The sequence below is a fragment of the Streptococcus cristatus genome, assembly GCF_003943815.1.
GTDB lineage: Bacteria > Bacillota > Bacilli > Lactobacillales > Streptococcaceae > Streptococcus > Streptococcus cristatus_F.
This window is the reverse complement of sequence record NZ_RJNA01000004.1, coordinates 72,198-98,890: the sequence shown is the minus strand read 5'-3', so window position 1 is coordinate 98,890 and position 26,693 is coordinate 72,198. Positions and strand designations below refer to the sequence as shown.

At 38.4% G+C, this 26,693-nt stretch carries 26 protein-coding genes and 1 pseudogene; 22 read left to right on the top strand and 5 right to left on the bottom strand.

What is annotated here, in order from left to right; genetic code table 11:
- Nucleotides 1-69: 69 nt before the first annotated feature.
- From D8872_RS03650 to D8872_RS03640, 3 genes are read right to left on the bottom strand one after another with little or no spacing between them, the layout of a single operon-like run.
- On the bottom strand, nt 70-969 hold the full coding sequence (locus D8872_RS03650; RefSeq protein WP_125389978.1) for a DUF4097 family beta strand repeat-containing protein: 900 nt from the start codon (nt 967-969) through the stop codon (nt 70-72).
- On the bottom strand, nt 962-1,561 hold the full coding sequence (locus D8872_RS03645; RefSeq protein WP_125389977.1) for a DUF1700 domain-containing protein: 600 nt from the start codon (nt 1,559-1,561) through the stop codon (nt 962-964). Before D8872_RS03645 ends, D8872_RS03650 begins: the two co-directional genes overlap by 8 nt.
- Entirely contained in the window at nt 1,548-1,874 is a 327-nt protein-coding gene (locus tag D8872_RS03640) for a PadR family transcriptional regulator (RefSeq protein WP_005591427.1), read from the bottom strand. Before D8872_RS03640 ends, D8872_RS03645 begins: the two co-directional genes overlap by 14 nt.
- A gap of 266 nt (nt 1,875-2,140) precedes the next feature.
- Between D8872_RS03640 and D8872_RS03635 the strand changes: the two genes are divergently transcribed.
- The 22 genes from D8872_RS03635 to esaA all read left to right on the top strand — a co-directional run bounded on the left by D8872_RS03635 (nt 2,141) and on the right by esaA (nt 24,266).
- Nucleotides 2,141-2,272, top strand: a complete 132-nt coding sequence (locus tag D8872_RS03635; protein ID WP_005591428.1) for a teichoic acid D-Ala incorporation-associated protein DltX — start codon at nt 2,141-2,143, stop codon at nt 2,270-2,272.
- A 20-nt stretch (nt 2,273-2,292) separates the two neighbouring features.
- A complete protein-coding gene (dltA, locus tag D8872_RS03630) occupies nt 2,293-3,843 on the top strand; it encodes a D-alanine--poly(phosphoribitol) ligase subunit DltA (RefSeq protein WP_125389976.1) in 1,551 nt (516 codons plus the stop codon).
- The gene (gene dltB, locus D8872_RS03625) at nt 3,840-5,084 is read left to right on the top strand and encodes a D-alanyl-lipoteichoic acid biosynthesis protein DltB (protein WP_125389975.1); all 1,245 of its coding nucleotides are present in this window, start codon (nt 3,840-3,842) and stop codon (nt 5,082-5,084) included. The genes dltA and dltB overlap by 4 nt, the downstream gene beginning before the upstream one ends.
- 21 nt (nt 5,085-5,105) lie before the next feature.
- Entirely contained in the window at nt 5,106-5,345 is a 240-nt protein-coding gene (gene dltC, locus D8872_RS03620; protein ID WP_005591431.1) for a D-alanine--poly(phosphoribitol) ligase subunit DltC, read from the top strand.
- The gene (gene dltD / locus D8872_RS03615) at nt 5,338-6,609 is read left to right on the top strand and encodes a D-alanyl-lipoteichoic acid biosynthesis protein DltD (protein ID WP_125389974.1); all 1,272 of its coding nucleotides are present in this window, start codon (nt 5,338-5,340) and stop codon (nt 6,607-6,609) included. The genes dltC and dltD overlap by 8 nt, the downstream gene beginning before the upstream one ends.
- Nucleotides 6,610-6,633: 24 nt before the next feature.
- Complete coding sequence (locus D8872_RS03610) at nt 6,634-7,113, top strand: GNAT family N-acetyltransferase (RefSeq protein ID WP_125389973.1); 480 nt, start codon at nt 6,634-6,636, stop codon at nt 7,111-7,113.
- A gap of 705 nt (nt 7,114-7,818) precedes the next feature.
- On the top strand, nt 7,819-8,109 hold the full coding sequence (locus tag D8872_RS03605; RefSeq protein WP_061421940.1) for a WXG100 family type VII secretion target: 291 nt from the start codon (nt 7,819-7,821) through the stop codon (nt 8,107-8,109).
- Nucleotides 8,110-8,135: 26 nt separating this feature from the next.
- Nucleotides 8,136-8,645, top strand: coding sequence for a type VII secretion EssA family protein (locus D8872_RS03600; RefSeq protein ID WP_260471667.1), 510 nt, complete (start codon nt 8,136-8,138; stop codon nt 8,643-8,645).
- On the top strand, nt 8,608-8,859 hold the full coding sequence (locus D8872_RS03595; protein WP_125389971.1) for an EsaB/YukD family protein: 252 nt from the start codon (nt 8,608-8,610) through the stop codon (nt 8,857-8,859). Before D8872_RS03600 ends, D8872_RS03595 begins: the two co-directional genes overlap by 38 nt.
- Nucleotides 8,860-8,887: 28 nt before the next feature.
- On the top strand, nt 8,888-10,063 hold the full coding sequence (gene essB / locus D8872_RS03590) for a type VII secretion protein EssB (protein WP_125389970.1): 1,176 nt from the start codon (nt 8,888-8,890) through the stop codon (nt 10,061-10,063).
- A 3-nt stretch (nt 10,064-10,066) separates the two neighbouring features.
- The gene (essC, locus tag D8872_RS03585) at nt 10,067-14,506 is read left to right on the top strand and encodes a type VII secretion protein EssC (RefSeq protein WP_125389969.1); all 4,440 of its coding nucleotides are present in this window, start codon (nt 10,067-10,069) and stop codon (nt 14,504-14,506) included.
- Nucleotides 14,507-14,638: 132 nt separating this feature from the next.
- The gene (locus tag D8872_RS03580) at nt 14,639-15,031 is read left to right on the top strand and encodes a YwqH-like family protein (protein ID WP_061421945.1); all 393 of its coding nucleotides are present in this window, start codon (nt 14,639-14,641) and stop codon (nt 15,029-15,031) included.
- 9 nt (nt 15,032-15,040) lie between these two features.
- Nucleotides 15,041-15,325 (top strand): variable surface protein mvspG, encoded by a 285-nt coding sequence (locus D8872_RS03575; protein WP_125389968.1) that lies wholly within the window; start codon nt 15,041-15,043, stop codon nt 15,323-15,325.
- Nucleotides 15,322-15,975 carry a DUF4176 domain-containing protein gene (locus D8872_RS03570; protein WP_125389967.1) on the top strand — a complete coding sequence of 218 codons (654 nt, stop codon included), beginning with the start codon at nt 15,322-15,324 and terminating at the stop codon, nt 15,973-15,975. Before D8872_RS03575 ends, D8872_RS03570 begins: the two co-directional genes overlap by 4 nt.
- Nucleotides 15,965-17,692, top strand: coding sequence for a T7SS effector LXG polymorphic toxin (locus D8872_RS03565; protein WP_125389966.1), 1,728 nt, complete (start codon nt 15,965-15,967; stop codon nt 17,690-17,692). Before D8872_RS03570 ends, D8872_RS03565 begins: the two co-directional genes overlap by 11 nt.
- Nucleotides 17,689-18,414, top strand: a complete 726-nt coding sequence (locus D8872_RS03560; protein WP_125389965.1) for an oligosaccharide translocation protein RFT1 — start codon at nt 17,689-17,691, stop codon at nt 18,412-18,414. The genes D8872_RS03565 and D8872_RS03560 overlap by 4 nt, the downstream gene beginning before the upstream one ends.
- Nucleotides 18,407-18,835: a hypothetical protein gene (locus D8872_RS03555; RefSeq protein WP_125389964.1), complete on the top strand. Its 429-nt coding sequence runs from the start codon at nt 18,407-18,409 to the stop codon at nt 18,833-18,835. The genes D8872_RS03560 and D8872_RS03555 overlap by 8 nt, the downstream gene beginning before the upstream one ends.
- Before the next feature lies 1 nt (nt 18,836).
- Complete coding sequence (locus D8872_RS03550) at nt 18,837-19,307, top strand: DUF5085 family protein (protein ID WP_125389963.1); 471 nt, start codon at nt 18,837-18,839, stop codon at nt 19,305-19,307.
- 175 nt (nt 19,308-19,482) lie between these two features.
- Entirely contained in the window at nt 19,483-20,184 is a 702-nt protein-coding gene (locus D8872_RS03545) for a hypothetical protein (RefSeq protein ID WP_185761380.1), read from the top strand.
- Nucleotides 20,153-20,959 (top strand): hypothetical protein, encoded by an 807-nt coding sequence (locus tag D8872_RS03540; protein WP_260471666.1) that lies wholly within the window; start codon nt 20,153-20,155, stop codon nt 20,957-20,959. Before D8872_RS03545 ends, D8872_RS03540 begins: the two co-directional genes overlap by 32 nt.
- Complete coding sequence (locus D8872_RS03535) at nt 20,959-21,270, top strand: DUF4176 domain-containing protein (RefSeq protein WP_125389961.1); 312 nt, start codon at nt 20,959-20,961, stop codon at nt 21,268-21,270. The genes D8872_RS03540 and D8872_RS03535 overlap by 1 nt, the downstream gene beginning before the upstream one ends.
- Nucleotides 21,271-21,422: 152 nt before the next feature.
- On the top strand, nt 21,423-24,266 hold the full coding sequence (esaA, locus tag D8872_RS03530) for a type VII secretion protein EsaA (RefSeq protein ID WP_125389960.1): 2,844 nt from the start codon (nt 21,423-21,425) through the stop codon (nt 24,264-24,266).
- A gap of 172 nt (nt 24,267-24,438) precedes the next feature.
- On the opposite strand, the pseudogene D8872_RS03525 reads toward esaA, so the two are convergent.
- A pseudogene (locus D8872_RS03525) lies at nt 24,439-25,714 on the bottom strand (ISL3 family transposase).
- A gap of 134 nt (nt 25,715-25,848) precedes the next feature.
- Complete coding sequence (locus D8872_RS03520; RefSeq protein WP_125389959.1) at nt 25,849-26,676, bottom strand: Cof-type HAD-IIB family hydrolase; 828 nt, start codon at nt 26,674-26,676, stop codon at nt 25,849-25,851.
- Nucleotides 26,677-26,693: the final 17 nt, after the last annotated feature.

Genomic DNA, 26,693 nt, shown 5'->3' with positions numbered 1-26,693 from the left:
GAAACCCCTCTCTATCTTATTTTACCATTTTGACCATAAAAAACGGAACCAATTAGGCTCCGTTCTATTTTAATGACTAATCTCAATGCTGCCGGTGCTGGTGCGGGCGGTCAGCTTGGCTTGGGCCTGTTCATTGGTATGAATGACCCGATCGCCTATGAAGTCCTCTTGGTCGTGGCTGGTCTGCATGTCCTTGGGCAGTTCAATGTCACCTAGATCTGTTTGCAGGTCCAGTGAGATGGCTTTGTAGGTCTCTTCGGCGAGGTGGAGATCGATGGAACCATTGCCGCTGGACATGTTGATATTGCCCTTGAGGATCAGTTTATCACTAGTGATACTACCGTTGGAGAGACTGATTTGAGTATCGGTTAGGCTGGTTTGGACTAGCTCGATGCTACCGTTAGCACTTTCAATGCTACCGCTCTTAATTTGGCTCTGACTGAGTTCGATAGAGCCATTGCTGAGATCGGCTTTTAATTTTTTGATTGTCAGGTCATTGATTGATAGGCTACCGTTAGCCAAACTGGCCTTGACCTGCTCCAAGTTCCTTCCCTTAGGTAGGCTTAGAGTGATTTGTTGAGTCCTTTCCAAATCTCCATTTATCAAGCCTAGTAAAGAGCGCAGACCGCTGTTAATGTTGATAAAAAAGCTGGATTCCTTAATGTATAAACTTCCGTTTTCAGTTTTAGTGGTTACTTTCTCAGATGTTTTGCCATCTCCTTGATAATAGGTCAAGTGAACCTTATCATCGGGTGATTCTCCAATTACAACCGAGCGATTGTTGAGTTCTAGATTTAAGGAATGGATATTGTCATAGGTTTCCTCATGCTTGGTCATTTTGGTGCTAGCGGCTGAGCTCTTCACCAGATCCTGCAGACCACCACTTGCTAGCCCTGCCAGTATGAGGCCTAGACCCAGCAGACAGGCAACAATCGCAATGCTGAACACGGTTTTTCTTACTTTAAACATGATGGCCTCCTTTCCGGGCCAAGGCTTGGGCGAGTTTGACAAAACTCAGTTTGATAAAGCGAAGGATAGGACCAATGCTGAGATAAAAGAGTCCAGCCATCCCCAAGGCTAAGAAGCTCATCCCCAAACTGAGAGCAAAAGCAGGAATCGAAGTAGCCATGCCGAGAGTCAGGCTGTCCCAAATCAGACTAGCCCCTAGGAGAAGCATAGCAAAGGTAAAGACGGCCATGACAAAAGCAAGGACACTGACGAGGAGGAAGAAAGTGAAAGTCAAAGTCAAAGCCAAAATTAATAGAGGAATTGCTAGTGGAGCCGCCAAGATGGACAGAATAGCAATCTGGACGATCTGCTTACTATTTTTGACGGAGCTAGCTTCTTGACTGTCTTCTTCTATTTTCTTGTCCAGAAGATTGATGATAATCTCGTGAGCCGCTTCCTTAGGATTGCCCAGTTCAGCTATAGCTGCTGCCTCTCCCTCTGGACCGACCTCGTCAAAGTACTCGGTGAAGTAGTCCATGGCTTCTTGATAGTCTTTTGCTGGCAACTTTTTCAAATAGTTATCTAGTTGAGCTAGATATTCAGTTCTTGTCATGACGAACACTCCCTTCGATAATGCCCTTAATCATGCTGGTATAAAGCTCCCATTCATTTTTGAGGCTGACCAGTTGTTTCTGACCTGTTGGGGTCAGAGAGTAATATTTTCGTTTTCGACCTTGATATTCTTGAGAGTAAGTCTCTAAATACTGACTCTTTTCCAATTTCTTCAGGATAGGATAAAGCGTGGACTCCTTGATATCGGCAATGAGCTTGATGGTTTGGCTAATCTCGTAGCCGTAGGAATCTTCTTTATCTAAAATCGCTAAAATCAGAAATTCTATCAGGGTAGAAGATGTAGGGAAATACATGCACTACCTCCTATATATAAAAATATTATATATAAACTTTCTACATATAGGATAATCCCTTTCGAACAAAAAGTCAAGTAATATATAGAAATTTTACTTATAGATATTGAAAAGGATTTCATTCTTGAAAAATAAGGGAAGTAACTCTTTTTCTCTTTATTTCCTTACAAGAACTTTACACAATTGATAGCTTTTATATTGAAATCTTTCTCTATAAAATGGTAAAATAATCTATGTCTATCTAAAAAAAGATAAGAGTGAATGAAATGACGAAATATAAGACGATTTATAAGTTTGTAGGGCAGACATTGCTATACTTTGTGATTTTCGTAGCCCTGCTTTATTTCTTTAGTTATCTTGGTCAAGGTCAAGGTGGCTTTATCTACAATGAATTTTAATGTAAGAGAGTACTATACACATGTCAAATACAGCAATTACAGATATGATTGAAGCAATTGAGCACTTTGCTCAGACGCAGCCAGATTTCCCTGTCTACAATGTCCTCGGACAAGTTCATACTTACGGAGATCTAAAGGCCGACTCCGATGCACTGGCAGCTAAGATTGATAGCTTGGGGCTGGCTCCCAAATCACCAGTCGTGGTCTACGGTGGTCAGGAGTATGAAATGCTGGCTACTTTTGTGGCCTTGACCAAAGCTGGTCATGCTTATATTCCTATTGATAGTCATTCAGCTTTGGAGCGTGTGACTGCTATTTTGGAAGTAGCTGAACCAAGCTTGATTATCGCCATTGCGGATTTTCCGCTGGCTGATACAGATGCAGCCATTCTCAGTCTGGATCAGGTTCGAGCGGCTTACGCAGAAAAGACTGCCTATGAGATGAGCCATCCTGTCAAGGGCGATGATAATTACTACATCATATTTACTTCTGGTACGACTGGCAAACCTAAGGGTGTGCAAATCTCTCATGATAACCTGCTCAGCTTTACCAACTGGATGATTACAGACAAGGAATTTGCGACACCGAGCCGTCCGCAAATGCTGGCGCAACCGCCTTATTCTTTTGACTTGTCAGTTATGTACTGGGCACCGACTTTGGCGCTGGGGGGCACTCTCTATGCCTTGCCTTCTAGTCTGACTCAGGACTTCAAGCAGCTATTTGAAGCGATTCTCAGCCTGCCTGTAGCAATCTGGACTTCTACACCGTCCTTTGCGGATATGGCCATGCTTTCGGAAGATTTTAATAGCCAAAAGATGCCAGGCATTACGCATTTTTACTTTGATGGGGAGGAGTTGACGGTCAAGACAGCTCAGAAATTGCGGGAGCGTTTCCCTGAGGCTCGTATTATCAATGCCTATGGCCCGACCGAAGCAACTGTGGCTCTGTCTGCAGTTGCCATCACGGATGACATGCTAGCGACCCTCAAGCGTCTACCAATCGGCTATACCAAGGCGGATTCACCAACCTTTGTCATCGATGAGAATGGGCAAAAATTGCCGAATGGTCAGCAGGGAGAAATCATTGTCTGCGGACCAGCCGTATCCAAGGGTTATCTCAACAATCCTGAAAAGACAGCTGAAGCTTTCTTTGAATTTGAAGGGCTACCAGCCTATCATACAGGCGATGTGGGTACGATGACGGATGAAGGTCTCTTGCTCTACGGCGGTCGTATGGACTTCCAGATTAAGTTTAACGGCTATCGCATCGAGCTAGAGGACGTATCTCAAAACCTCAACAAATCTAAGTATATCGAGGCGGCAGTGGCAGTGCCACGTTATAATAAGGACCACAAGGTTCAAAACTTATTGGCCTACGTTATTTTGAAAGAGGGTGTTGCAGAGCAATTTGACCGCGAAATCGATATCACCAAGGCTATCAAGGAGGATCTACAGGATATCATGATGTCTTATATGATGCCGTCTAAGTTCCTCTATCGGGAATCTCTGCCCCTAACACCAAACGGTAAGATTGATATCAAGGGGCTGATTAGTGAGGTCAACAAGTCATGATGGATTTCTTGAAACAGCTTCCTCATCTGGAGCCTTACGGAGACCCACAGTATTTCCTTTATCTTATCTTGGCTGTTTTGCCAATCTTTATCGGACTTTTCTTTAAAAAACGCTTCCCAGTCTACGAAGCCTTGGTCAGCTTGGCCTTTATCGTCTTGATGCTGACGGGCCCTAGTCTGGCGCAGCTTTATGCCCTGCTCTTTTATGTCGTCTGGCAGACGGTCTGGGTTTATTCTTATAAATTCTACCGCAAAAAGCGGGATAGCAAGTGGATATTTTATTTGCATACAGCATTGGCGGTTCTGCCCCTATTCTGGGTTAAGGTCGAGCCAGCTATCAGTGGCCATCAATCACTCTTTGGCTTTCTGGGAATTTCCTATCTGACCTTCCGCTCAGTTGGTATGATTATTGAGCTGAGGGATGGCGTGCTGACTGATTTCAGTCTCTGGGAATTCCTCCGCTTTATGCTCTTTATGCCCACTTTTTCGAGTGGCCCCATTGATCGTTTTAAGCGTTTCAATGAAAATTATCTCCAAATTCCAGAGCGCGATGAGCTTCTAGATATGCTGGAGCAGTCGGTCAAATATATCATGCTGGGCTTTCTTTATAAGTTTGTCCTGGCTCATATCTTTGGCCACATGATTTTAGGGCATCTTAAGACCTATGCCCTCTATACTGGCGGTTTCTTCAACCTAGGAACGCTAGGCGTCATGTATGTCTTTGGTCTGGATCTCTTCTTTGACTTTGCCGGTTATTCGATGTTTGCGCTAGCTATTTCCAATCTCATGGGCATCAAGAGCCCTATCAACTTTGACAAGCCTTTTGTTTCACGTGATTTGAAGGAATTTTGGAATCGCTGGCACATGAGCCTGTCCTTCTGGTTCCGAGACTTTGTCTTTATGCGGCTGGTCATGGTGCTCATGCGCAACAAGGTCTTTAAAAACCGCAATACGACTTCCAGTGTGGCCTATCTGATCAATATGTTGGTCATGGGCTTCTGGCATGGTGTGACCTGGTACTATATTGCCTATGGTCTTTTCCACGGTCTGGGCTTGGTGGTCAATGACGCTTGGCTTCGTAAGAAAAAGACCATCAATAAAGAGCGTAAAAGCAAGGGACTGCCAGCCCTACCTGACAACAAGTGGACCCAAGCGTTGGGGGTTGTGATCACTTTCCATGTTGTCATGTTCTCATTCTTGATCTTCTCAGGATTTTTGAATGACCTTTGGTTTAAAAAATAAAATGTAAACGAGGAAACTATAATGGATGTAAAAGCAGAAGTAATTGAAATTATTGACGAATTATTTATGGAAGATGTTTCGGACATGATGGACGAGGATTTGTTTGATGCTGGTGTTTTGGACAGTATGGGAACAGTAGAGCTGATTGTTGAGCTGGAAAACCGTTTTGACATCCGTGTGCCAGTATCAGAATTTGGCCGCGATGACTGGAATACAGCCAATAAAATTGTTGAAGGCGTAACGGAGCTTCGTAATGCTTAAACGACTCTGGCTGATTCTGGGGCCTGTCTTCTGCGCCTTGATCATGGTCGCCCTGCTCTTTTTCTTCTATCCGCTTGAGAAAAAGCATGATGTGGAAGCAGAGAAGCGGGCAGCTGTGACTCTCACAGCAGAAACGTTCAAAAGCCGTAGCAAAAAAATGACGGCCCTGACAGATCAAGATACCCGTTTTGTGCCCTACTTTGGCTCCAGCGAATGGCTGCGTTTTGACAGTATGCACCCAGCTGTTTTGGCCGAGAAGTATGACCGCAATTACCGACCTTATTTTCTAGGGCAGCGGGGGGCAGCTTCGCTCAACCAATATTTTGGAATGCAGCAGATGACCTCTGAGCTGGAAAATAAGACGGCTGTCTATGTCGTTTCTCCCCAATGGTTTACCAAAAAGGGCTATGATGCGGCGGCTTTTCAGCAGTATTTCAATAGCGACCAGCTAGCTGGATTTCTTAGCTGGCAGGACGGTGGCGTAGGCGCTCAGTATGCAGCCCAGCGACTTTTGCAGCTCTATCCCAACATTGCAATGGGGGATATTGTCAGGAAAGTAGCCGATGGAAGCCAACTGACTTCTTTTGAGCAGCAGTATATCAACACTATGAGCCGGATTTATCAGCGGGAGGATGCTTTTTTCAGCACGTTTGCTGCTGGTAATAATGGCAACTATGACACGAAGGTTTTACCTCAGCTTTCCCGTCTTCCAGATGAATTCTCCTATGAAGAATTGGAAAAACTGGCTACGGCAGATGCTGTCAAGCAGACCAATAACAATGATTTAGGCATCGATAATGACTTTTATAAGAAGCGTTTGGCTAGAAAAATCAAGAAGTTCAAAGGATTCCAATCCAAACAGTCTTACGAAAAGTCTCCCGAGTACAATGATTTGCAGCTGGTTTTGGAGCAATTTGCCAAATCCCATACCAATGTTATCTTTGTCATTCCACCGGTCAATGCCAAATGGATGGCCTATACTGGACTGAGTGAAGAGATGTACCAGCGGACAGTTGAGAAGATCAAGTTCCAGCTGGAAAGTCAAGGCTTTACGAATATTGCTGACTTTTCTAAGGACGGCGACAAGCCTTACTTTATGCAGGACACGATCCACATGGGCTGGAATGGCTGGCTGGCCTTCGACAAGGCTGTAGATCCTTTTGTGTCTAATCCCCAACCTGCTCCGAATTATCAGATCAATGAAAAATTCTTCAGTAAGGAGTGGGCTAATTACACGGGTAACTACGAGGAGTTTGTCAAATAAGAATGCAAGCTGGAAGGAGAAGACATGATTCGCTTGGCGGAAATGCAAGATATCCCAGCAATTTTAGCAATTTTTGAGCAGGCTAGAGAGTTTATGCGGACTATGGGAAATCCAAGTCAGTGGCCGGCTTCCTATCCGAATCGTCAGTTGGTAGAGGAAGATATTCGGGCGGGTCACTGCTATGTCTTCGAGGAGGCTGGTCAAGTTGTTGGAACTTTTGCGTTCATCATCGGACCAGATCCGACCTACCAAGAGATTGAAGGTGCTTGGCGTTTTTCAGAGCCTTACGGTACAATCCACCGTATCGCTTCAAATGGACAAGTAAAGGGTCTGGCTCACCAGTGTTTTGACTTTTGCCTGCAGAAAATTTCCTATCTCCGTATCGATACGCATGCGGATAACCATCCGATGCAGGCAGTCATTCGCCGCTACGGTTTTAGCCAGTGTGGCACGATTTATTTGCCAGATGGCAGCCCTCGCCTTGCCTACGATTATCATCAATAAAAAAATCTGCTTATTGGGATTATCGAGGATTCTTAATGAATTAATTAGTTCCATATGATTCTTTTTAATGTGTTATAGTCACAATTAGACTATAATTCGTATAGGATCTTTTGTTTATACTAAAATACTCCACAATACCTCTATGTTATAGAGATGATAGGTTCTATAGCTATAGCGCTTGATAGAAATGCAAAAATAGATGTGGATAAAATTGTGATTCATTTAATGAGAGTAGTGACAATAGACGACAGTTTAAATGGATTGTATAGTCTTTATAAGAATAAGTAATTTCTCATATGGAATTATCTCCTGATAATTGTTGCAATAAGTATTTATAATTCAAATATGCTGAATAGTTGGACAAATATGCTATTTACGTTAGCTTAGAAGGCGCCTAATATGTAAAGATTTTATAGGATACCATAAGGATGTTGATTTATGAGAAAAGGTAGGATGTGGCGTACTATTGCCTTAATGCCTTATATAAAATGAAAAGAAAGTTTCTACTGGAAGTATAAAGTGGTAAATAGATTCTACTATCTAAGGATAGCTACGAAAAGAGACTTAAGAAATAATAGATATAGTTTAATTATTTAATAAGTAACATGGGAATCTGTTTTTAGCAGTACTTTGTACTTCAAAATTGACAAACTCTTATAAATATGATAAATTAAAGAAGTAATAAAAACACAAAAGGAGACACCTATGTCAGTTATTAGTTTAACCCCAGAACAGCTAAAAGAACAAGCACGTATTTATACTAGTGCTAAAGATCAGATTGAACAAGCAATTCAAACTGTTAATAAAACAAACGGTGAAATTGCATCACAGTGGAAAGGTCAAGCTTTTAATGCTTACCTCGAACAATATAATCAATTGTATACTCATGTTCAAAAATTTGAAGAACTTTTAGTAAGTATTAATCAACAATTGAACAACTATGCTCAAACTGTTGCTGAACGCGACCAACATGATGCGCAAAGTTTTGGTTTGTAAAAAGAATTGAGGGGCGTCAGGGAAACTTGACGCTTATTTTTGTTATGAAAAAAAAAGCAAAATTACAGATTCTATTTATATGTTGTTTGTTACTACCTCAATTAGTGTTTGCAGATGATGGGAAGTTAAAGCTAGACACAGATATTATTACAAATGGTACTCAGGAAAATAATAATGCCAATCTAATCGAATCAAAGTATGCACCTAACCTGTTCTTGAATCGAACAAAAAAAGCGGTGGATGAAAGAAATCGGACAACTAAAGAGTTACTGCAAGAAGCAGAAATAAATATTTTTAAGCAAGAGAAAAGTTTTTCTATTTATGGATTAGATACACTTCAATTAAAAAAATCACTATTTACAGACTATAAATTAGCTGAAGGTTTTTCTGTAACTAAACATAATAATAAAAAAATTGGAAAAGGAATATTTAATATATTGATTGCTATTTTTTTAATTTTTATGACTACTGCAGGAATATTTTTAGGAAGGAAATGGCATGGACTTAGGAAAAGTAGAGATAACAATAGCATATAAACAGAGAGAATTAGATATTAGAGTTTCAAAGTCTCTAACTTGGATAAATTTTAAGAAGATATTGAATAATAGAGTGATTAGAACAAAACTGGGGTTGCCAGTTGATGATCAATTTTGGTTTAAAGTAAAAAATAAACATATTCATATAGAAGGAAATGATATTTTAGCCAATTATCCTATTAGTAATGGAGATATACTAGAAATTATCGGTTAGAAAGAAGAATTAGGAAGGGTAGTAATATATGTTTGACGGGGATAAGCTAATTTTTTTGAAGGCGGAGAATAAAGTTACTGTTCAAGTTTCCTCTTCAGGATATGACAGAGAACGGCTAGATGCTATCAAAGAATACTGTCGTGTTGCGATAAGACAAGAAGATGGTTCGCTGTGTTTAGATTATGAAATACCTGCATATTTTAAAACAGTTACAGAGGAGTTGTTCTCATTAAAGACAGAATTGGAGCGATTTGCTCTAGCCCAAAAAATGACTTCTATAGAATTAGGAGAAAATAATTTTAAAATTCCTTATATACATCCAGAAAATATTGTTATTTTAGGTGGGAAAGTGAAGATGCTTCATCGAGGGATTGAGAAGTTATTGTCTCCACGGATATATGATGAAGAATTTTGTCTAGCATCCTACAAAGCATTGATGGTATCTATTTTAGTGCCAAAAGTAGATTTTAAGTTGGCTGTTAGTGGGTTAGATGCTGTTAAAGATAAAATTGCTCAGGATATTATTCCCTTAAGGACTTTGGAAGAAATCAATCAGTATGTTTCTGAAAAATATTATACATTGTCAAAAAAGAGTTCGATAGAGAATATTTTGGTCAATACTAAAAAATGGAAAGGTCTATTGATTGCTACGTCGGTTCTAGCTGTTGTTTCTGCGGTTCTTAGTTTCACAACTTATCAATCTATGTTCAAGGATGGACCTTTAAAATCTGCAGTCATCATGGCACAATCAAACTTTATGAGAAAAGATTTTTCTGAGACAGTCGAATCGCTAAAGGCTTATAGTGTAGATTCATTACCTAAAGAGGCGAAATACATTCTAGCAGCTAGTTATGTTCGTTTAGATAGTTTGAGTGATAAGCAAAAAGAAACAGTATTAAATACGATTACGGAATCTAGTGATGATACTATTTTGAATTATTGGATTTATTTGGGTCGTGGAAAATTTGAAAAGGCACTGGATGTAGCCCAGAATATTGGAGATACCCAACTTATTCTGCATGCTTATACAAATCTTTATGAATCAGTCAGGTCAAATGTAAATATGAATGGTTCAGAGAAACAGAAAAAATTGAGTGAATATGAGAAAAAAATAAAGGAATTATCCTCAGAAATTGGTGAAAAAAGTACGGATGACAGTAGTCACTCTAAAGATACTTCTTCATCAAAAGGAAATGGTGAGTAGTTGATGGAAGAAAATAAGAACGTATACTATCACCAGCTAGGTGATCAACTTTTCGAAGAGTATCATCCCCTCTACACGTTACTAATAGAAACGAGAGAACTCTTAACTGCTAATCTAGTAGATTCACAGTCTATTTTACTGAATGGTAGTGCATATAAATTGGAGAACCAGACTGTTTATCGAAATGGAGATATCTTAAAGTTAGGAGAGACAGTTTTTGGTGGGGAAAAAGTCACTTTATTAGAGTCTGAAAAAGAAATCTTTACGACCTATATTTTTCCTCCGACAGAGCTTTTCATGTGCAGTAGTCAGGAAGAAGCTGATTTGAAGATTAGTTCTTCAACAGTTTTGATTTTCTCCGATAAACAAGTACAGATTGAAATTGGTGATAAGCCAGTTTATCTTAATTATAAACTAATTGAAGAAAGTGGGTTATTTCCATTTGAAATAGGAGATATGATTGCTACTGCTCAGCATTTCATTGAAAAGCGAAAGTTACAATGGAAAATTTCTTCTCTCTACTCAATTCCTATTTTTAATCTAGAGAAAATATTAGTTGAAGAGTGTGCAAGCGAATATCCTCAAGATTTTCCAGCATATCGCAGAAGCCCTCGGATTAATCCCTCCATTTATAGTTCAAAAATTCATATTAATCAACCTCCTTTGCCGATAAAACCAGCCAAAAATTCATTAGTAAGAGCGATTGTCCCTGCACTTGGGATGTTCGCAATTACAGCTTTTAGTAGTTTTGTTTTCAAAGGTAACCCGTTGATGATGATTGGTATGGGTGGGTTTAGCCTGCTAACTGCTGGTACAACCATGAGCCAGTATTTTGAAGAAAGAAAAGATAATAAAGAGCAGGAGCGTATTCGGGTAGAAGATTATGAAAAATACTTGCTTAAGCAAGTTTCAGAATTAAATCGATATTATCAAGAAGAGGCAGCGATTCTAAGGTATAATCAACCAGAAATTCAAGTTTTAGCAGATATGATTGCTCGGTATGATTCTCGTATTTACGAACGCTTAGATTACAATGAGGATTTTTTGCAACTTTCTCTTGGGCTTGGTAATAAAGTAAGTCAGCTCCAATTGCAAACGAATTTTGATATTCAAAGTAAAGATGAGTCATCTAAATTTGCACAAAAGGTTCTTCAAAAATATCAGATGCAAAGACAGGTTCCTATTACTGTCAATATTGCACAAGCGACGGTCGGATTGATTGGTAATCAAGAAGTTACCAAGACAGCTATTTATAATTTGCTCTTGCAGTTGGCAATTTTTCATAGTTATTTAGATGTGAACTTTATTAATTTGGTTCATGAGCATGATTATGAGAAAGATTGGTCAGAATGGCGTTTTTTACCTCATTTCAAAATGCAGGAACGAAATATTCGAGGTTTTGTGCATGATGCTCGAAGTCGTGATGCAGTTTTAAATTCTTTTTATCGTATTATCCAAAAGCGCTCTCAGCTAAAAAAAGAGATGGGTGAGAAAGATGCACGATTTAAGCCTCACTATGTTTTAACCATTTTAGATGACTCACATCTTTTAGGGCATAGTTTAAACGAATATCTTGCAAAAGATTTGACAGAACTTGGTGTTACTGTTATTTGGGTAAAAGAAGCTCAGCGTTTATTGCCTGAAACAGTCACAACATTGATTGAATATAAAAATCAGAATGCTGGGCAGATTATCAATGACGGTCGAAATTACAGCGCTCAGACATTTTGTCCATATTCAGCTTTGCCGACTTACGAACAATGCGTTCGGACATTGGCAAATTTAGAACACCTTGAAGTTGAAAAAAATACGATTCCTAAGTCTGTTTCTTTCTTAGAGCTGTATAAGGTTAAAACAGTAGAAGAAATAGATTTAGGTTCGAATTGGCGAAGGGCTGATACTTCAAAGACATTGGCAGTTCCTTTAGGACTGCGTGGGAAAGATGATGTTGTTGAGTTGAACCTTCATGAGCGAGCTCATGGGCCGCACGGACTCGTGGCCGGAACCACGGGTTCAGGGAAATCAGAAATTCTTCAATCCTATATTCTATCTTTAGCAGTAAATTTCAGTCCAGAGGATGTTGGCTTCCTTACCATTGACTTTAAAGGTGGAGGAATGGCCAATCTTTTCAACAATCTTCCTCATATGCTTGGGGCAATTACGAATTTAGATGGGGCTTCAAGTGCACGTGCTTTAGCCTCTATTAAGGCGGAACTGCAAAAGCGTCAAAGATTGTTTAGTCAATTTGGAGTGAACCATATCAATGGTTATACTAAATTGTATAAAGAAGGACAGTTAGCTGCTGATAAGGATTCTTTTCCAAGCAAGCCTTTACCACATCTATTTCTTATCAGTGATGAATTTGCAGAGTTGAAACAGCATGAGCCAGAATTTATGACAGAACTTGTATCAACTGCTCGTATTGGACGCTCTCTTGGGGTTCACCTTATCCTCGCGACTCAAAAACCGTCAGGTGTTGTTAATGACCAAATATGGTCTAACTCGCGTTTTAAATTAGCCTTAAAAGTTTCAGATGCATCAGATTCGTCTGAAATTATAAAAACACCAGATGCAGCAAGTATCAAAGAACCAGGACGTGCTTATCTACAAGTTGGAAATAATGAAATATACGAATTATTCCAATCCGCTTGGAGTGGTGCAGCCTATGCTCCGCAGGGAGATGATAAAAAAGAGACGGTTGATGAACGGATTTGGCTGATTAATGATTTAGGACAATATGAGCTGCTATCTGAGGATTTATCAATTGATGAGGATTATACAACTACAGAGTCTGAAGAAATCACTGAGCTTGATGCACTTGTGAATTATATTTCTGAATTTACTAGTCATTTTTCTATTACTATGCCAGATAGACCTTGGCTGGAGCCATTGGAGACAAGGATTATATCACCAGAAACGGATGTGCATTGGACAGATAAAAAAGTTTTGGCGGTTCCTTTTGCTAAGATGGATATACCTACTGAGCAGAGACAAACTAATTTTAACTTTGACATAGAAAAGATGGGTCATACTGTCTTTTACGGTTCCCCTGGTTTTGGTAAGTCTGTTGCACTCCAAACCTTGGTGATGAATCTTGCTCGACTAAATACTCCAGAACAAGTCCATGTTAATTTGTTTGATTTTGGTACGAATGGTCTGCTACCGCTTAAGGAGTTACCGCATATAGTTGATTTGACAAGATTTGATGAAGAAGAAAAACTAGTTAAATTCTTAAAGAGAATTGATCATGAATTGAAAGCTCGCAAGGAGAAATTTGCGGCTTACAATGTAGCAAGTCTTTCTCAATATGAGCAGAAATCTGGTGAAAAGCTTCCGATAATTTTAACCATTTTTGATGGATTTGATTCTATAAAGGATACACCTTTAGAAGAGTCAATTGAAAATTTGGTTAATCGAATTCTACGTGAGGGAGCTAGTTTAGGCTGTTATGTGATTTTAACAGTTCTTCGTTCGAATAGTCTTAAAATTAGTATGTCAAGCAATATAACTTCACGGATGGCCTTCTTCATGGTAGATGAAGGGGCTGCTAAAGAAATAGTAGGTCGCGAGGCCCTCATTCAGCAAGAAATTTTCGGACGTGCTCAAATTAAAGAAGATATCCCTTATGCTATTCAGGTCTATTTACCTACGGGTGGTGACAATGATATTGAGCGCCTCTATCAGTTAGAAGAGGAAATTAAGACGATATCAAATATGTGGACGGGGGTACGTCCAGAGCCAATTCCAATGTTGCCAAATGAGATTACAATGGAAGATTTTGAGCAGGCAAAGGAAACACAGACTATGCTGCATCAAGTACAAGTTCCAATAGGTTATGATAAAGAAACAACAAAGATTGTTGGCTTTAATCCAGAAGAGCACGGCTACTTTGTGATTATGGATGATACGCCTCAGCAGACAGAAATGCTTGAAGTCATTATCATGAAGGCCCTTAAACAATTGGAAGGAAAAGCTCAACGCATCGTTTTTGATCTAGAGGGTCGATTTGCTAATCAGGCTGATTGTGACTCAGTTATCACATCAGAAGAATTTAGTGCAGTCATTACGGATATCGTTGGTGAAATAGAGCGCAGACTTCATGGAGGACATAAGATCCCAATGATTGTGTATATGCCAGATATACATATTCTTAACGAGAAAATGTTAATCTCATTTAATACTTTAGAATCTATTCTGAAAAATGCAGCTAAAGCAGGAGTTTATTTCATTTTCCACGGTCATCAAAAGACTATTGAAAATAAATTTGATGAGTTCAGTAAGCGATTGCGGTCAAATATGCCGGCAGGTATCTTTGGAACTAGATTTATAGATCAAGGGATGATCAAAGGGAAAACGAATTATAATGAGCCACTTCTGGAAGTAGATGAAGTTCATTTCTTTGTCGGAAGAGAAGTTTATCGGATCAAGTTGCCTAATAGATGATTATGTAAACATACCCATTAGCTTTTTAAAAGCGGGTATGTTTTTTGTATTACCTAACCTTACTAGCTATTCTATTTTAAATATGATAAAATAAAAGCGATATTTTATATTGATAGCAAAAGGAGAAATGAGATGAGCTCGTATTATAGAGATGTAGCTGCAAGATTTCGCAGGAGAGCCGCAGAAGCTCAAGCCGCTAAAACTGAAATTGATGGTAAAATCGCTAAGTTAAAAAATGCTAGTAGTAAATTATCAACAGAAATTCAATCTATAGGCAATAAAAGTAGATCACTTGGTCAGATAATTCCGTTGGATTCTACAAGTTTTAAGGGAAGTCGTCAAGAAGATTTTGAAGCACAATTTTATGCTCTAGGAACTCATATCTCTAATTTCTGTATTAGTCATAGCAATAATAAGACAGCTATTGATGACAAGATTCGCTCTCTTAAGTCAGAGTCGGAAGGTTTGCAGTCTACGATTAATTCTTATTATCGGCAGGCTCGTATTTATGATTGTATGGAATAGGAGGTAGACATGAAACCGATAGGTGTAGATAAAGCTAGATGGAATAGTATTACTAAGGGTGTATCGTCCTCAACGACAAATATTGGTCGTATAAAGGATTTGACTTTCAAAAAAACAGATCTCACCCCTTTTACAACGTTTAATGAGGTGTTAGAGCACTTTAATAAATCAATCGTTAAACTGAAAGATTTTACCCGTACTGATGCTTCTAAGATGGAGCAAGCTGCGAATAATAAAGTTCAGGATGACGCTCGAGAAGCAGGTGCTATTCAAGCTGGAGGGACGATGCAATGAAAGAAGAACAGCTATCTTTATTTAAGCAAGCTCTTAGTCGCATAGAGGTGACTGAACAGGCTAAAGAATTTTTATTTGCGGTTTCTATGACTCTCTCAGGACATACGGAAGTCTTTCGCAAGTGTTATTTGGCTTTTATGAATGGAGAGGACTCTTATCACTACCATCCGATGATTGGTGCTCCACTAGATTTTTTCTTTGAGGGTTCCGAAGTTCGAGTGAAGCGTCTCAAAGAAGAGGTTGTTCTTTCGCGAGGTCACTTTATCCAATATGCTTCTTATGTTGATCTTTGTTTTAGTCGTATTTATCCTTTAGGTAGTGTTGTAGAGTTGGATCGAGACCTTCTTCCACAAGATTTGGTTGCAGCCTTTGAGAGTGAGCAGATGGACTTTTTTGTCGTTCTTTCTGGTCGTAGAGTAGTGATGGAAACGGGAAGCTACATAGATTACATAGGGTACACATGGCCTTTTGGTCTGCGATTTGATACGGCTCCCTTATTCGTAAGCAATCTCTTCATCAAGCGAGTCGTATCGGAAGGATATACAGATATGACAGATGAGCGCTATTGTCAAGAAGCCTTTCGCAGGGAATATTTCAATGAGGGCATTGTTTCTAGCGTATATGTAGAGGAGATAGTGAATGAAGATTGATTTATCTGAGGTACAAGCTCAGAAATCGGCCTTGAGTACATCTGTGGGTAGTATCAAGGGCGAGATAACAAAAGCCAGAAGCAGTTTGTCCCAAGTTGTCTCTACAGATAGTCTCAAAGGTGGAGTTAAGGACACAATCAACCAAAAGGTTTCTAATTACCAGATTCCCTTGCTAGATAACTATACCAATGCTTTGGATAGTATAGTGAGTCGCTATGATGGGATTATCAAGCTTTTTAAGGAGACGGTTGGTGAGACCAATGACAGTGCGATTATCAATACGGAGTATCTGGAGCGAGTTAAGCAAAGGATGAAAGATCCCATTGAAGGCTTAGGTAAGATTTCGACACGAACACAGAGTATTTATTCGGATATTAGTGATATTATCTCACTGAGTAATCCTAGCTTGGATGATGTCAATACGACCTATGCCAAAGCTCAAAAGAGCCTCGATGATACGATTAAGAACATGGAGACGTTTAATAACGTTGTTCTGAATACAGATACTTTTGATCTGATTGATATGCAAAATAGTGAGTTAGCTACTTTATCAGGCTATGTGCCTATTTCATATGGAAATCGAGTGTCTAGAAATTACTACAAGAAAACGCAATTTAGAAATTCCGTTTCTGAAATTAATACAGCTCTCCATAGCAACTCACAAAATGTAAAGTATCAAAATGCTCTTGCAAAACAACTTGCCGAGTCTAAGTACAGTGGGAAGGTAACGGCAAATGAAGACCTAATAGATTCCTTGTTTAATTCTTATAAAAATATCACAAAAGGTGATCTATATAAAGAGGCTAAAAGTTATAAAAAATATTTGAAATCTATTTTGCCGGCTCTGTATGTGGCTTATCGTTTTAGTCGAGATAAACGAGGAAATACCATCATTCTCAAAGAGACAACAAAACTTGGTAAGTTGTTAGATGAATACTTTAAGCTTGGGAAAATTCTGGATAAGAATAAAAAATATAACATTGTGCAATATAAAAATGGTGAAATAACTAAGACTTTTAAATCCCTGATGGAGAAGTTAGGGAAAACACGTTACAATGAGGACCTAAGGAAAGTATTCAAAACCTTTACTGATACTACTAAGATGAGACACAAATTTGCGAAGGTGACGAAAAGTATTGTGAAGACGAGTGGTAGCTTGTTTAAGGAAGGATTTATCAAAGAAGTAACTTTCAACGGAGCTGGAAAAGCCTTGTGGAATGCTAGCAAAGCAGGAGGAGGAAAAGGTTTAGTTCAGTCTGCTAAGGAGGGGTTGAGAAACTATAAAGAAGGATTTAAAACAGCTTCTAAGTTTGGTAAGTTCTTAAAAGGAGCAGCAGTTGTTGGTGTTGCCTTAGATGTCGTCGATACTTTTTCGAAAATACATGATAATTCTCAGAATGCCAAACGTCAGGGTCTTAGAGGTAATGAAGTTAAAGCAAGTGTGGCAACAGGTTTTGTGATAGATGCGGCCAAGGCGGCAGGGACAACTGTTGCAGCAACAGCTGCAGCTAGCGTTGGAGCAACGCTAGCAGGTGTTGGGTTAGGTCTATTAGGTGTTGCAACAGCCCCTGCTTGGGCAACTGGAGCAGTAGCAATTGGAGTATCAGCAGTAGCGGTAGGTGTATTAAACTGGGCTGATAAAAAGTTTAATATTACGGATAATCTTAAAAAAGGTGCCAATAGCTTGATAAAAGGCATGAGAGGATGGTTTAAATGATACTGGAACGAATTAAAAAAACATTTGAATTTCAAAGAAGTAGAATAAAGGGACCGGTTCCTCTTTGGGGAGTATTAAATGGGATTTTTATTTTATATCCTATAGCCTTTTTGGCGTTTTTTGCAGGAGGATTAGAGGTACTCAACAATCCCACTTTGTATCAAACATTGCTTATTACAGGGATTGTTGTTTGGGTTTTAAATCTAGTATTTTTACTAGATCTTAAGCGAGGGATTTTAACCAGTTTTGGAACTTATCTCATGTATCTGACTGGTCATATTTATATCATTATTGGTTTTAGTGCTATGAGTGGGGACCATAATTTTATTGGATTAAAGCTATCCCTCCCTCTTATACAATCCATTATTGTAATAGTCGTCATGAGCTGCTTGGTCGATTTGGACTCTGAAGAAGTTATCTCGCAGAAAGCAAGCAAATTTATGCTTAACTTTGTATTCGCTCCTCCGCTTATTATATCGTGTGTCTGTATATTTTTAGCGATAATTGGATATGAATATTTTTGGGGATGGGGTGTATCATTGCTTTCGATGACCTTTGGACAATTTCTGTACGCAACATGGTTTATTATTATCTATGCTTACCAACACCGCAATGATGTCGAAGAAACAACTCCAATCAGGCATATAGAAGTGTCCTCAGATATGATCCAAGATAAGGAGTTTGATAGAGATAGATTTAGAAAGGAAAAGAAACATGATTAAAGAAACCCAGATTCAAATGACACACTTGATGAAGGATCAAGTTCAGATCCATCCAGATGAGCTACTAGAACTATTTGCACATACAGAGCTTCTTCCATATACTGAAGGGATTTATAAGGATGGACCAACGATCTTTGAGATGATTCCAACTCAGTTTGATGAGGAACGACAAGATGTGACGGTGTATATTCCGGTTATTTCAGAGACAGCCTCCACTAGCCAATTAACTTATCTTCCGAGCTTGAGCATAGATGGTATTAGTCAGCGCGTACTATTCGCAGAAGGCTTAGATGAGAGACTTTATGAGATGAAAAACTATATCCGTGAGAAGGGCTGGGAGTTGCAAGATAAGTTGTATCTCGTTTTGATCCCTGTTTACGATGATTTGTTTGTGGATTTGATTATCCCAGTGGAGAAGTAAGATGGCAGATATTACATACGGTACCAATCAATTTTTAATGTTAAGTAATGTCTTAAGTGTAGATTACAATATTGTTGGTGATGAAATTTCAGTTGCCTTTCAAGATATGCTTAATACAGCCGTAGCTGCGGGTTACACTCCTAAGAGTAATCCCTTTTATTCTTGTCCCCATGTAGGAGAATTAGAAGATGGTACTTACAACATTACAGTTTATCTTCCAGTTTATGAGGATTATCTAGGAGACGATGAATTACTAGAGGGGACTGCCTATAACAGTTATTTTCTAGTTCCACGAATGGTGGGAGCACGAGTGACTGGTGAGGAAGCTGTTGATTTTGATAAGGCGCTCTATGGTTTAACTAATTTATTAATTGACAATGAGCTAGAAGAATGTACACCAATTTTTTATATTTCGAGCAAGATCAATGGGGTCTTGTATACTGATATACTAGTAGGTGTTCGAGCTAGCTGATGAAAAATCCTGAGACTCCTCTCAGGATTTTTTGGTTGACACAAAAGAAAGCTAGAAAAAATGCTTCTTTTTGGCTATAATGATGAAAGATGGATCAAGTGATTACTAGAGGTACACACTTGGTCGTTCAATCTCTTTGGTTTCATATTCTAATGGCGGTAAGAAGCCGAAAGAGTTGATTCGCTTTCTTGAAGGTCATCAGGTTACTTTTGAGAAAGAAATTACTGTTTATGACACAGGGGTTCAATATTTTAAGAGTAAAATTAGTTTTACGGCGCAAACTAAAAAGGATTCTGTTATCACTTTTAAGGGAAAATACAAGAATGGGAAGACTAGTGTTACTGGTGATATGGCTTTTGGCGGCTTGACGACTGATATTTTTCAAGGCAAGTATGATTATGAGTACAGTAACAAAGTCGCATTTGGAGATTTTTATTTAAGCAGTGGCTTTAATACCTCAGGCAAGTTAGGCTCAGACTTTAATGACCTTAACCCTAGTTTATCAATGACTTTTGGTTATAAGAACCACTCTTTTGAGGTTGGAAACAAGGCTGAAGATGGCTATCGAGTTTCTTATGTAAAGGAGACAGCCACAGTGAAGCAGGACTTCGCTACATTGACAGTCACTGATGAAATTGGACAGAGGAATGTGGATCATATGGGAAATGCGCTTGAGTGGGTGGCAGAGAATGTAGAAGTAGTGTTTTATGGTGTGGCTTTTGCTACAGTGGTAACGTTAGGCGTTCTTTTTGCGCCAGCTGAGGTAGCTCTGGGAGCGGCTGCAGCTGTAATAGCAAGTCTTGCCACATTATCTAATGACGATACTCAGAATATGGAGAAAGAAAATGAAAAAACTAACCGAGAAGTTGGCAAATAATGATATCAAAATAAACTTTTTGCTTCTTGATAGAATATCAATATTTTCAGCAGTATTATCAGTATTTTTGGCTAGTATAGGCTTCTTGTTATTAATAAAACAAAGTATAGTTGCAGTTCGTATCCTCTTATTTTTATCTGTGCTATTTTTATTCAATGCCTATTTTTTGAAAAGGTTAATAGGTAATGTAATAAAATATTGGAAAGAAGTAGATATTGACCTAAAGAAATATCAGTTATTCTATGAATATGCAGCAGAACATTCTCGTAGGACGGACAAGAAGCTATATATAACTAGTTTTGAGTTTGTAAACGGTGAGATATCTGTTTTAAAGGGGAATTTTTTATTAGCACAATCATATTTATCAAATATTGATCTTACAAACATAGCTTTAAAATATAGACCTAGCTACGTATTGAGTCAATCATATTATCAACTTCTCATCTCTATTCATTTACAGGACCAAAGGGCAATAGTCCACTTTGAAGAAAAATTATTGAAAGCATCTGATTGGAAGAATACTAAAGGAACCTTGGTTTCTCAAGCAGAGGCAATCAAGGATATTGTGTTCAATCAGGAAGTGAATGATTATTTTGATACAACAGCACCTCAAAACAAACTGTCTCGAATTATGTTTGCTTACTACGGTGCGCTTAACGCTCAGTTAAAAGGCGATGAACCTCGTGCACGTAGTCTATTTGAAAGCATCTCTGGTGAAAATCTTGAGCTTTTCTATGTTCAGGAAGCGAAGAAGTATTTAGAAGGAGTAGAATAATGTCAAAACGTACTGCTTTACCGATTGGGAGTGTTGTCCGAGTAAAGGAAGGCGCAGAGCCGTTTATGATTGTCAATCAGTGCCCAGTTACAGAAAAAAATGGGACGCAAGGTTATTTTGACTTTGGAGCTGTCACTCTGCCACTTGGCTTAGTGAATCAAAATATTATCTTTTTCAATAAAGAAGATATAGATGAAGTGCTGTTTATTGGCTATATTGACCGTCGGTTTCAGGAGTTTCTGTCTCGCTATGACGAAGAAGTTGGTAAGATTTCTTATGACAGATTTACAGTAGAAGAGTTTAAAAAATAGAGTAGGAATCCCGAGAGTTTTCTCTTGGGATTTCTTATAGACTGATAAAATGCGCTTAGATCGTTAATTATTTGTAAGTAATTGATAATAAGTATTTGAAAAAACATGCTAATATTGCTATACTAGAAGAGTATAATTTAAAGGAGAATAATATGAAAAAAGTCATAATTGCTGTCAGCTTATTTATTAGCTTGTTGACAGTTTCATCAATCACCTTTATTCATTTTAAAAATCAAGAAGTTTCAGTAACTAATAAAGTGAATGATCGCAAACTAAACATTGCTTTGGTTAACGAAGATATGGGAGGAAAGCTACAAGGAGAGAGCTATAACTTCGGAAGCGATTTTACGACCCTCTTGTCCAAAGATTCGACCAATCAATGGACTGTTATGTCAAGAAATATTGCTGAAAATCGATTTGAAGATGGGTCGATAGATGTTATTGTTTATATTGAGCAGCAGTTTTCTGAAAAAATTGTTCAATTAGAAAGTTTTAACCCAAGCAAAGCTAAGATTACGTACAAAACAAAATCTAATTTAGATTCAGCCAAGGCAAAAAATGTTGAGCTTAAAGTTGGAGAATATCTCAATCTGATTAATCAGAATGTCATTAAAATGTATTTCTCTAGCGTTATCAATAATCTAGATGATGCCAAAAGAAATGTTGAGAACGTTGTTAACGAGCAATCAGGTGCATATACAAAAATTTCTCAGACTATTTATCCTTATTCAAGCGATGCTATGCAATCTATTGTAGGAGTTGCAGATTTTACTACATCTTTGCAAAAGAACAATAATTCATTTGAAGAAGCCCAAAAGCAGTTTTCTGATTCGGTTGTATCGCTGCTAGATACCACTGGAACAGACTTAAATAAGCAAGTGACAGAAGTGAAAAGTCACTTTGATGCCAAAAAGGAGGTAGATGCAAAGAACATTTCGGAAATGCTTGAAATATTAAAGGCACAACAGAAGGAAAGTGATATACAAGCTAGTATATTTAATCAGAAAATTTTAGAAGATCTGAATAAACTAGGCCCTCTATCTGTGTCACTTGACAATTCAACGGACTTGAAATTGAATGAAGAATCGAAATCGGAATCAGAACTTGATAAGCTTGCTAATCTTGTAAAAGACTACAATCGTACAGTGGGTGATTACAAAAATAATATTGAAGCTAGAAAAAAAGAATTAGAAGAGAGAGTCACAGAGCTTAAAGAAGAGCGGAAAACCATATCTAATAACTATTTTGGTCAGGAACTTCCTAAGGATAAACTAAATGATGATAAATTTTTAATAGCACAGGCTAAAAAAGTCTTAGCTAATCAGATTGATAATAGTTTGAGAAAGAATAATTTACCAAAAGAGTTTACCAATATGATTGATAATGAGTTAGCTGGAACGAATATTGATCCTGCTAGCTACGAACCTTTATTTGATAAGCTTAAGACTATAAATGCATTATCAGATGCCGAAATAAATACATATAAAGCTCAGATGAGCCTACTAGCAGATTATGCTCGAATTAATGGTGCAACAACAAATCAAGCACCTGCATTCGAATTTGTAAAGGTAACAAATGATCAGTTGATACAAAAAAATGGTGATATTCCAATCACGGTGCAACTTCCTCAACCAACAATTAAAACCTCTTCTCCCGCAGTAACACCTGGAAGTAGTTCCTCTGTAGCTCCTAGCGGCTCATCTCAGACAGCTTCAGGGGCAAGCAGTGGCACTGCAGTTACAACAAACTCTGTTAGTGGACAAACCGTAGCTTCTTCAACAAGTGGCACAGTACAGTATGAAACTCCAAAGGCACAAGTCTTTATTACAGATATTGCTACTAATACTTCTGACTTATCTCTGACTTTAGATGGGGGAGCACAAGAAATTAGTGATGCAGCTCCTCATCAGTTAAGGATATCTTATAGTTTTACGCCTAAATATGGTGAGAATACCATCTCCTTTACTTTACACATTGGTGATACTAAAATTCCGATTACTAAAACTATATATGTAAGTAACAAGGAGGAAGAATATGAGCTTGTCAAAAAAGATTTGAAGACGATTTTACAATATTTAGGGAGAATTGAACGAGCTTCTTCTATGGTGCAGGCAATCTATGGAGTACCTAGTAATTTAGGAAATATGACAGTCAATATCGCTTCTCCTGATTCAACCTCAGTTTACTCAATGTATGGGAATATTAGTCGCAACGATATTGCCAGTCAATTACTTGATACGCAAGTTGAGAGTTTCAAAGAATCTGGTAAGAAATTATTAGAAGAGATTGATTTAACCATTTCTAAACAAGAAAAAAGTTTGACAGACATGCCTAAGCTAGGGGCATCTGAAGATAAAGATGAAAACTTATACCTTCCCAATAACTATTTTAAGGATAGATTAACTGCTTTGTCAGATTGGTATACTAACGCCAAAGGCTCTCTTGAATCTGAATATCAAAGCTGGAAGGATCTTCAGACGAAACAGTCCACAAACATAGTTAATAAGGAAACTGCTAATGGAGTAGCGTTGGAAAATAGTGAGAAAGCTTCAAATCAAATTTATACTTCAATTGAGGCTCTAGTGACTACTACTCAAAATAGCGCTAAAGAGACTTCTAAAAATCATGAAGCGCTTGGAACAATTAAACCACAATTTGAACATCTTTTAAGTCAAGTTCAGGCTGTAAAAGAGAATATTGATAAAACAGCATCTACAACAAATGAATTAATTGTAAATGAAGCAACAGTTATTCAAGAGAATCGGCTTTATTCAAATAACTTTAAAGAATTGATGAAGAATGCTCGAAATGGCGGCATAACGAATCAAAATGTTATGAATTTCTTGTCTCAACCAATTGAAGTTAAAAAGGAATCTAAGACGATTGCCATCTCACCAGAAAATAATCAGTTTTGGATTATTCTTGCTATTATTGGATCAAGTGTATTTTCTATTCTAATTACTTTTTGGTTGACAAAAGCAAAGTATAAAAACTAATCGTTCTATTTTATAAAATTACATTAGTTGAATTGGTCTTTATGAAAGGCTTGAATAGTGGTAAAATCATGAAATAGTGCACAGTGATAATGTTCTATATGTCTTTAACTGAAGAATATTATTAACAGTGATTATTTTGGCTCTTTGTCAACTGTAGTGGGTTGTTGAAAAGTTACAACCTAGAGAGGACCAAATTGGTTCTCTCCTTTTTGATGTTCAAAGCGATGAGAATTCTAGTTTTAAAATTGTCAAAGTTCCGAAAGCCAAAGCATTGCGCTTGATGATTTTGATGAGGTTATTCGTAGCTTCTAGTTTTACATTTGAGTAGGGAAGTTCCAGTGCGTTCAGGATTTTGTCCTTATCTTTCAAAAAGGTCTTAAAAACAGTTAGAAAGATGGGATTTACACAAGAAATGATATCTTCAATGAGATCAAAGAAATGATCAGCCTGTTTCTCTTGAAAATGAAAAAGCAAGAGTTGGTAGAGTTCATAGTGTTCTCGGAGTTCTGGAGAGTAAGAAAGTAGCTTCTCTAGAATCTCTCTATTGGTCAAGTGCAACCGAAAAGTTGGACGATAAAATCGTTTGTGACTTAGTTTCCGACTATCCTGTTGAATGAGTTTCCAGTAGCGTTTGAGTGCTTTATATTCGTGTGATTTCCTATCAAACTGATTCATGATTTGGATGCGGAGGCGGTCCATAGTCCGATTGAGATGCTGTACAATGTGAAAGCGGTCGAGGACAATTTTAGCGTTTGAAAATAGTTTTCTGGCAATATCGTAGTAGGGGCTAAACATGTCCATGGTAATGACTTTGACTTGGTTTCGGACCTGTCTGGGATAGCGGAGAAAGTGATTGCGAATCGTTGCTTGGGTCCGTCCGTCTAAGATAGCTAGGATCTTTCTTGAATCGAAATCCTGTGCAATGAAGCTCATCTCTATCTGCCGATTGAAACAGTCACTTCCCTGACTGTTTCCACATCCCAGCTCATGTATTCTGGAAGGCAGTTAAGGTCAGTCTTGAACTTGAATTCTTTCAATTTACGAATGACTGTCGAAGTAGATACAGATAGACTCTCTGAGGTAGCCGTCATAGGGACTTTCTCGATCAATTTTTGAATGATTTTCTGGTTAATAATCGTTGAGATTTGGTGATTCTTTTTTACTAATGACGTTTCTGCGACAGCCATTTTCCTGCAGAATTTACAACGAAAACTTCGTTTCTTTAACCGAATTAGCGTTTTGTATCCCGCACACTCTAGATAGGGGATTTTGGATTCTTTCTGGAAGTCATATTTAGCCATTTGTCCTTGACAGTGGGAGCATTCAGGAGCAGAATAATCTAGCTTAGCGATGATTTCTTTATGAGTTCCAGCATCTAGAACATTCAAGATAGTGATGTTAGGGTCTTTTATTCCGAGTAAGTTTGTGATAAAATTTAACTGTTCCATAAGAGTCTTTCTAATGATAGTTTGGTCGCTTTTCATTATAAGTCTTATGGGACTTTTTTTTCTACAACAAAAGAGGCTTCATAACTCTTACAGTGGTTTACCCACTACAGAAATTATAGAGCCATTTTTTTGCATTATAGTAAAACATATTCCTCAATAGCTTTGGCGACCCCATGTTGGTTGTTGCTTTTAGTGACGACTGTTCCCTCGGCTTTAACTGCTTCAGGGGCATTGCCCATAGCGACTCCCAGACCAGCCAGCCGCAGCATCGGAAGGTCATTGAAGTTATCTCCAATTGTCATGACCTGCTCCAGCGGAATCTGGTAGTGTTTGGCCACTTCCAGAAGAGCCTGCTCTTTTGACACTTCTTTATGTGTGACTTCCAAATAGTTGTCCTTGGACAGGTAGAAGGCTGTATTTGGAAAATCCATTGTTTGTAAGTAAGCATGGAGTTGCTGGATAACAGCTGCCTCATCAATCAACAGCAACTTATGGACTGGTATGAGCACATCCAGAACAGGCAGCAAAACATTTTGAATAAAAGGCTGCTCACCTGTAATCTCAGCTTCAATTTGTACCCACCTATCCAAACGGTCAGCAATCCAATCTTTGCCAGAGTAGAGATTGCTGGAAACACTAGGAAACTTAGTTTTGACCAACTCCAGAAAAGTGCGAATTTCTTTTTTATCCAATGGATGCTCGATAATGGTCTCGTAATTTTGCGGATCACCCTTGATGACTAGTGCACCATTGTAGCAGGCTAGAGGATTATCCCCCAGTCCCAGCTCACGCGCAATTGGCTCCATGCCCAGAGGAGAGCGGGCAGAGGCTAGAACAAAAGGGATGTTTTCTTTTTTCAGCAAGGGAATCTGCTCCCTCAGTTGCGGATCTACTTGGTGCTGGTCATCGAGAATTGTGCCGTCAATGTCGCTGATAATCAAACGAATATCGTGCTTGGTCATGGTTCTTCCTCCATAAG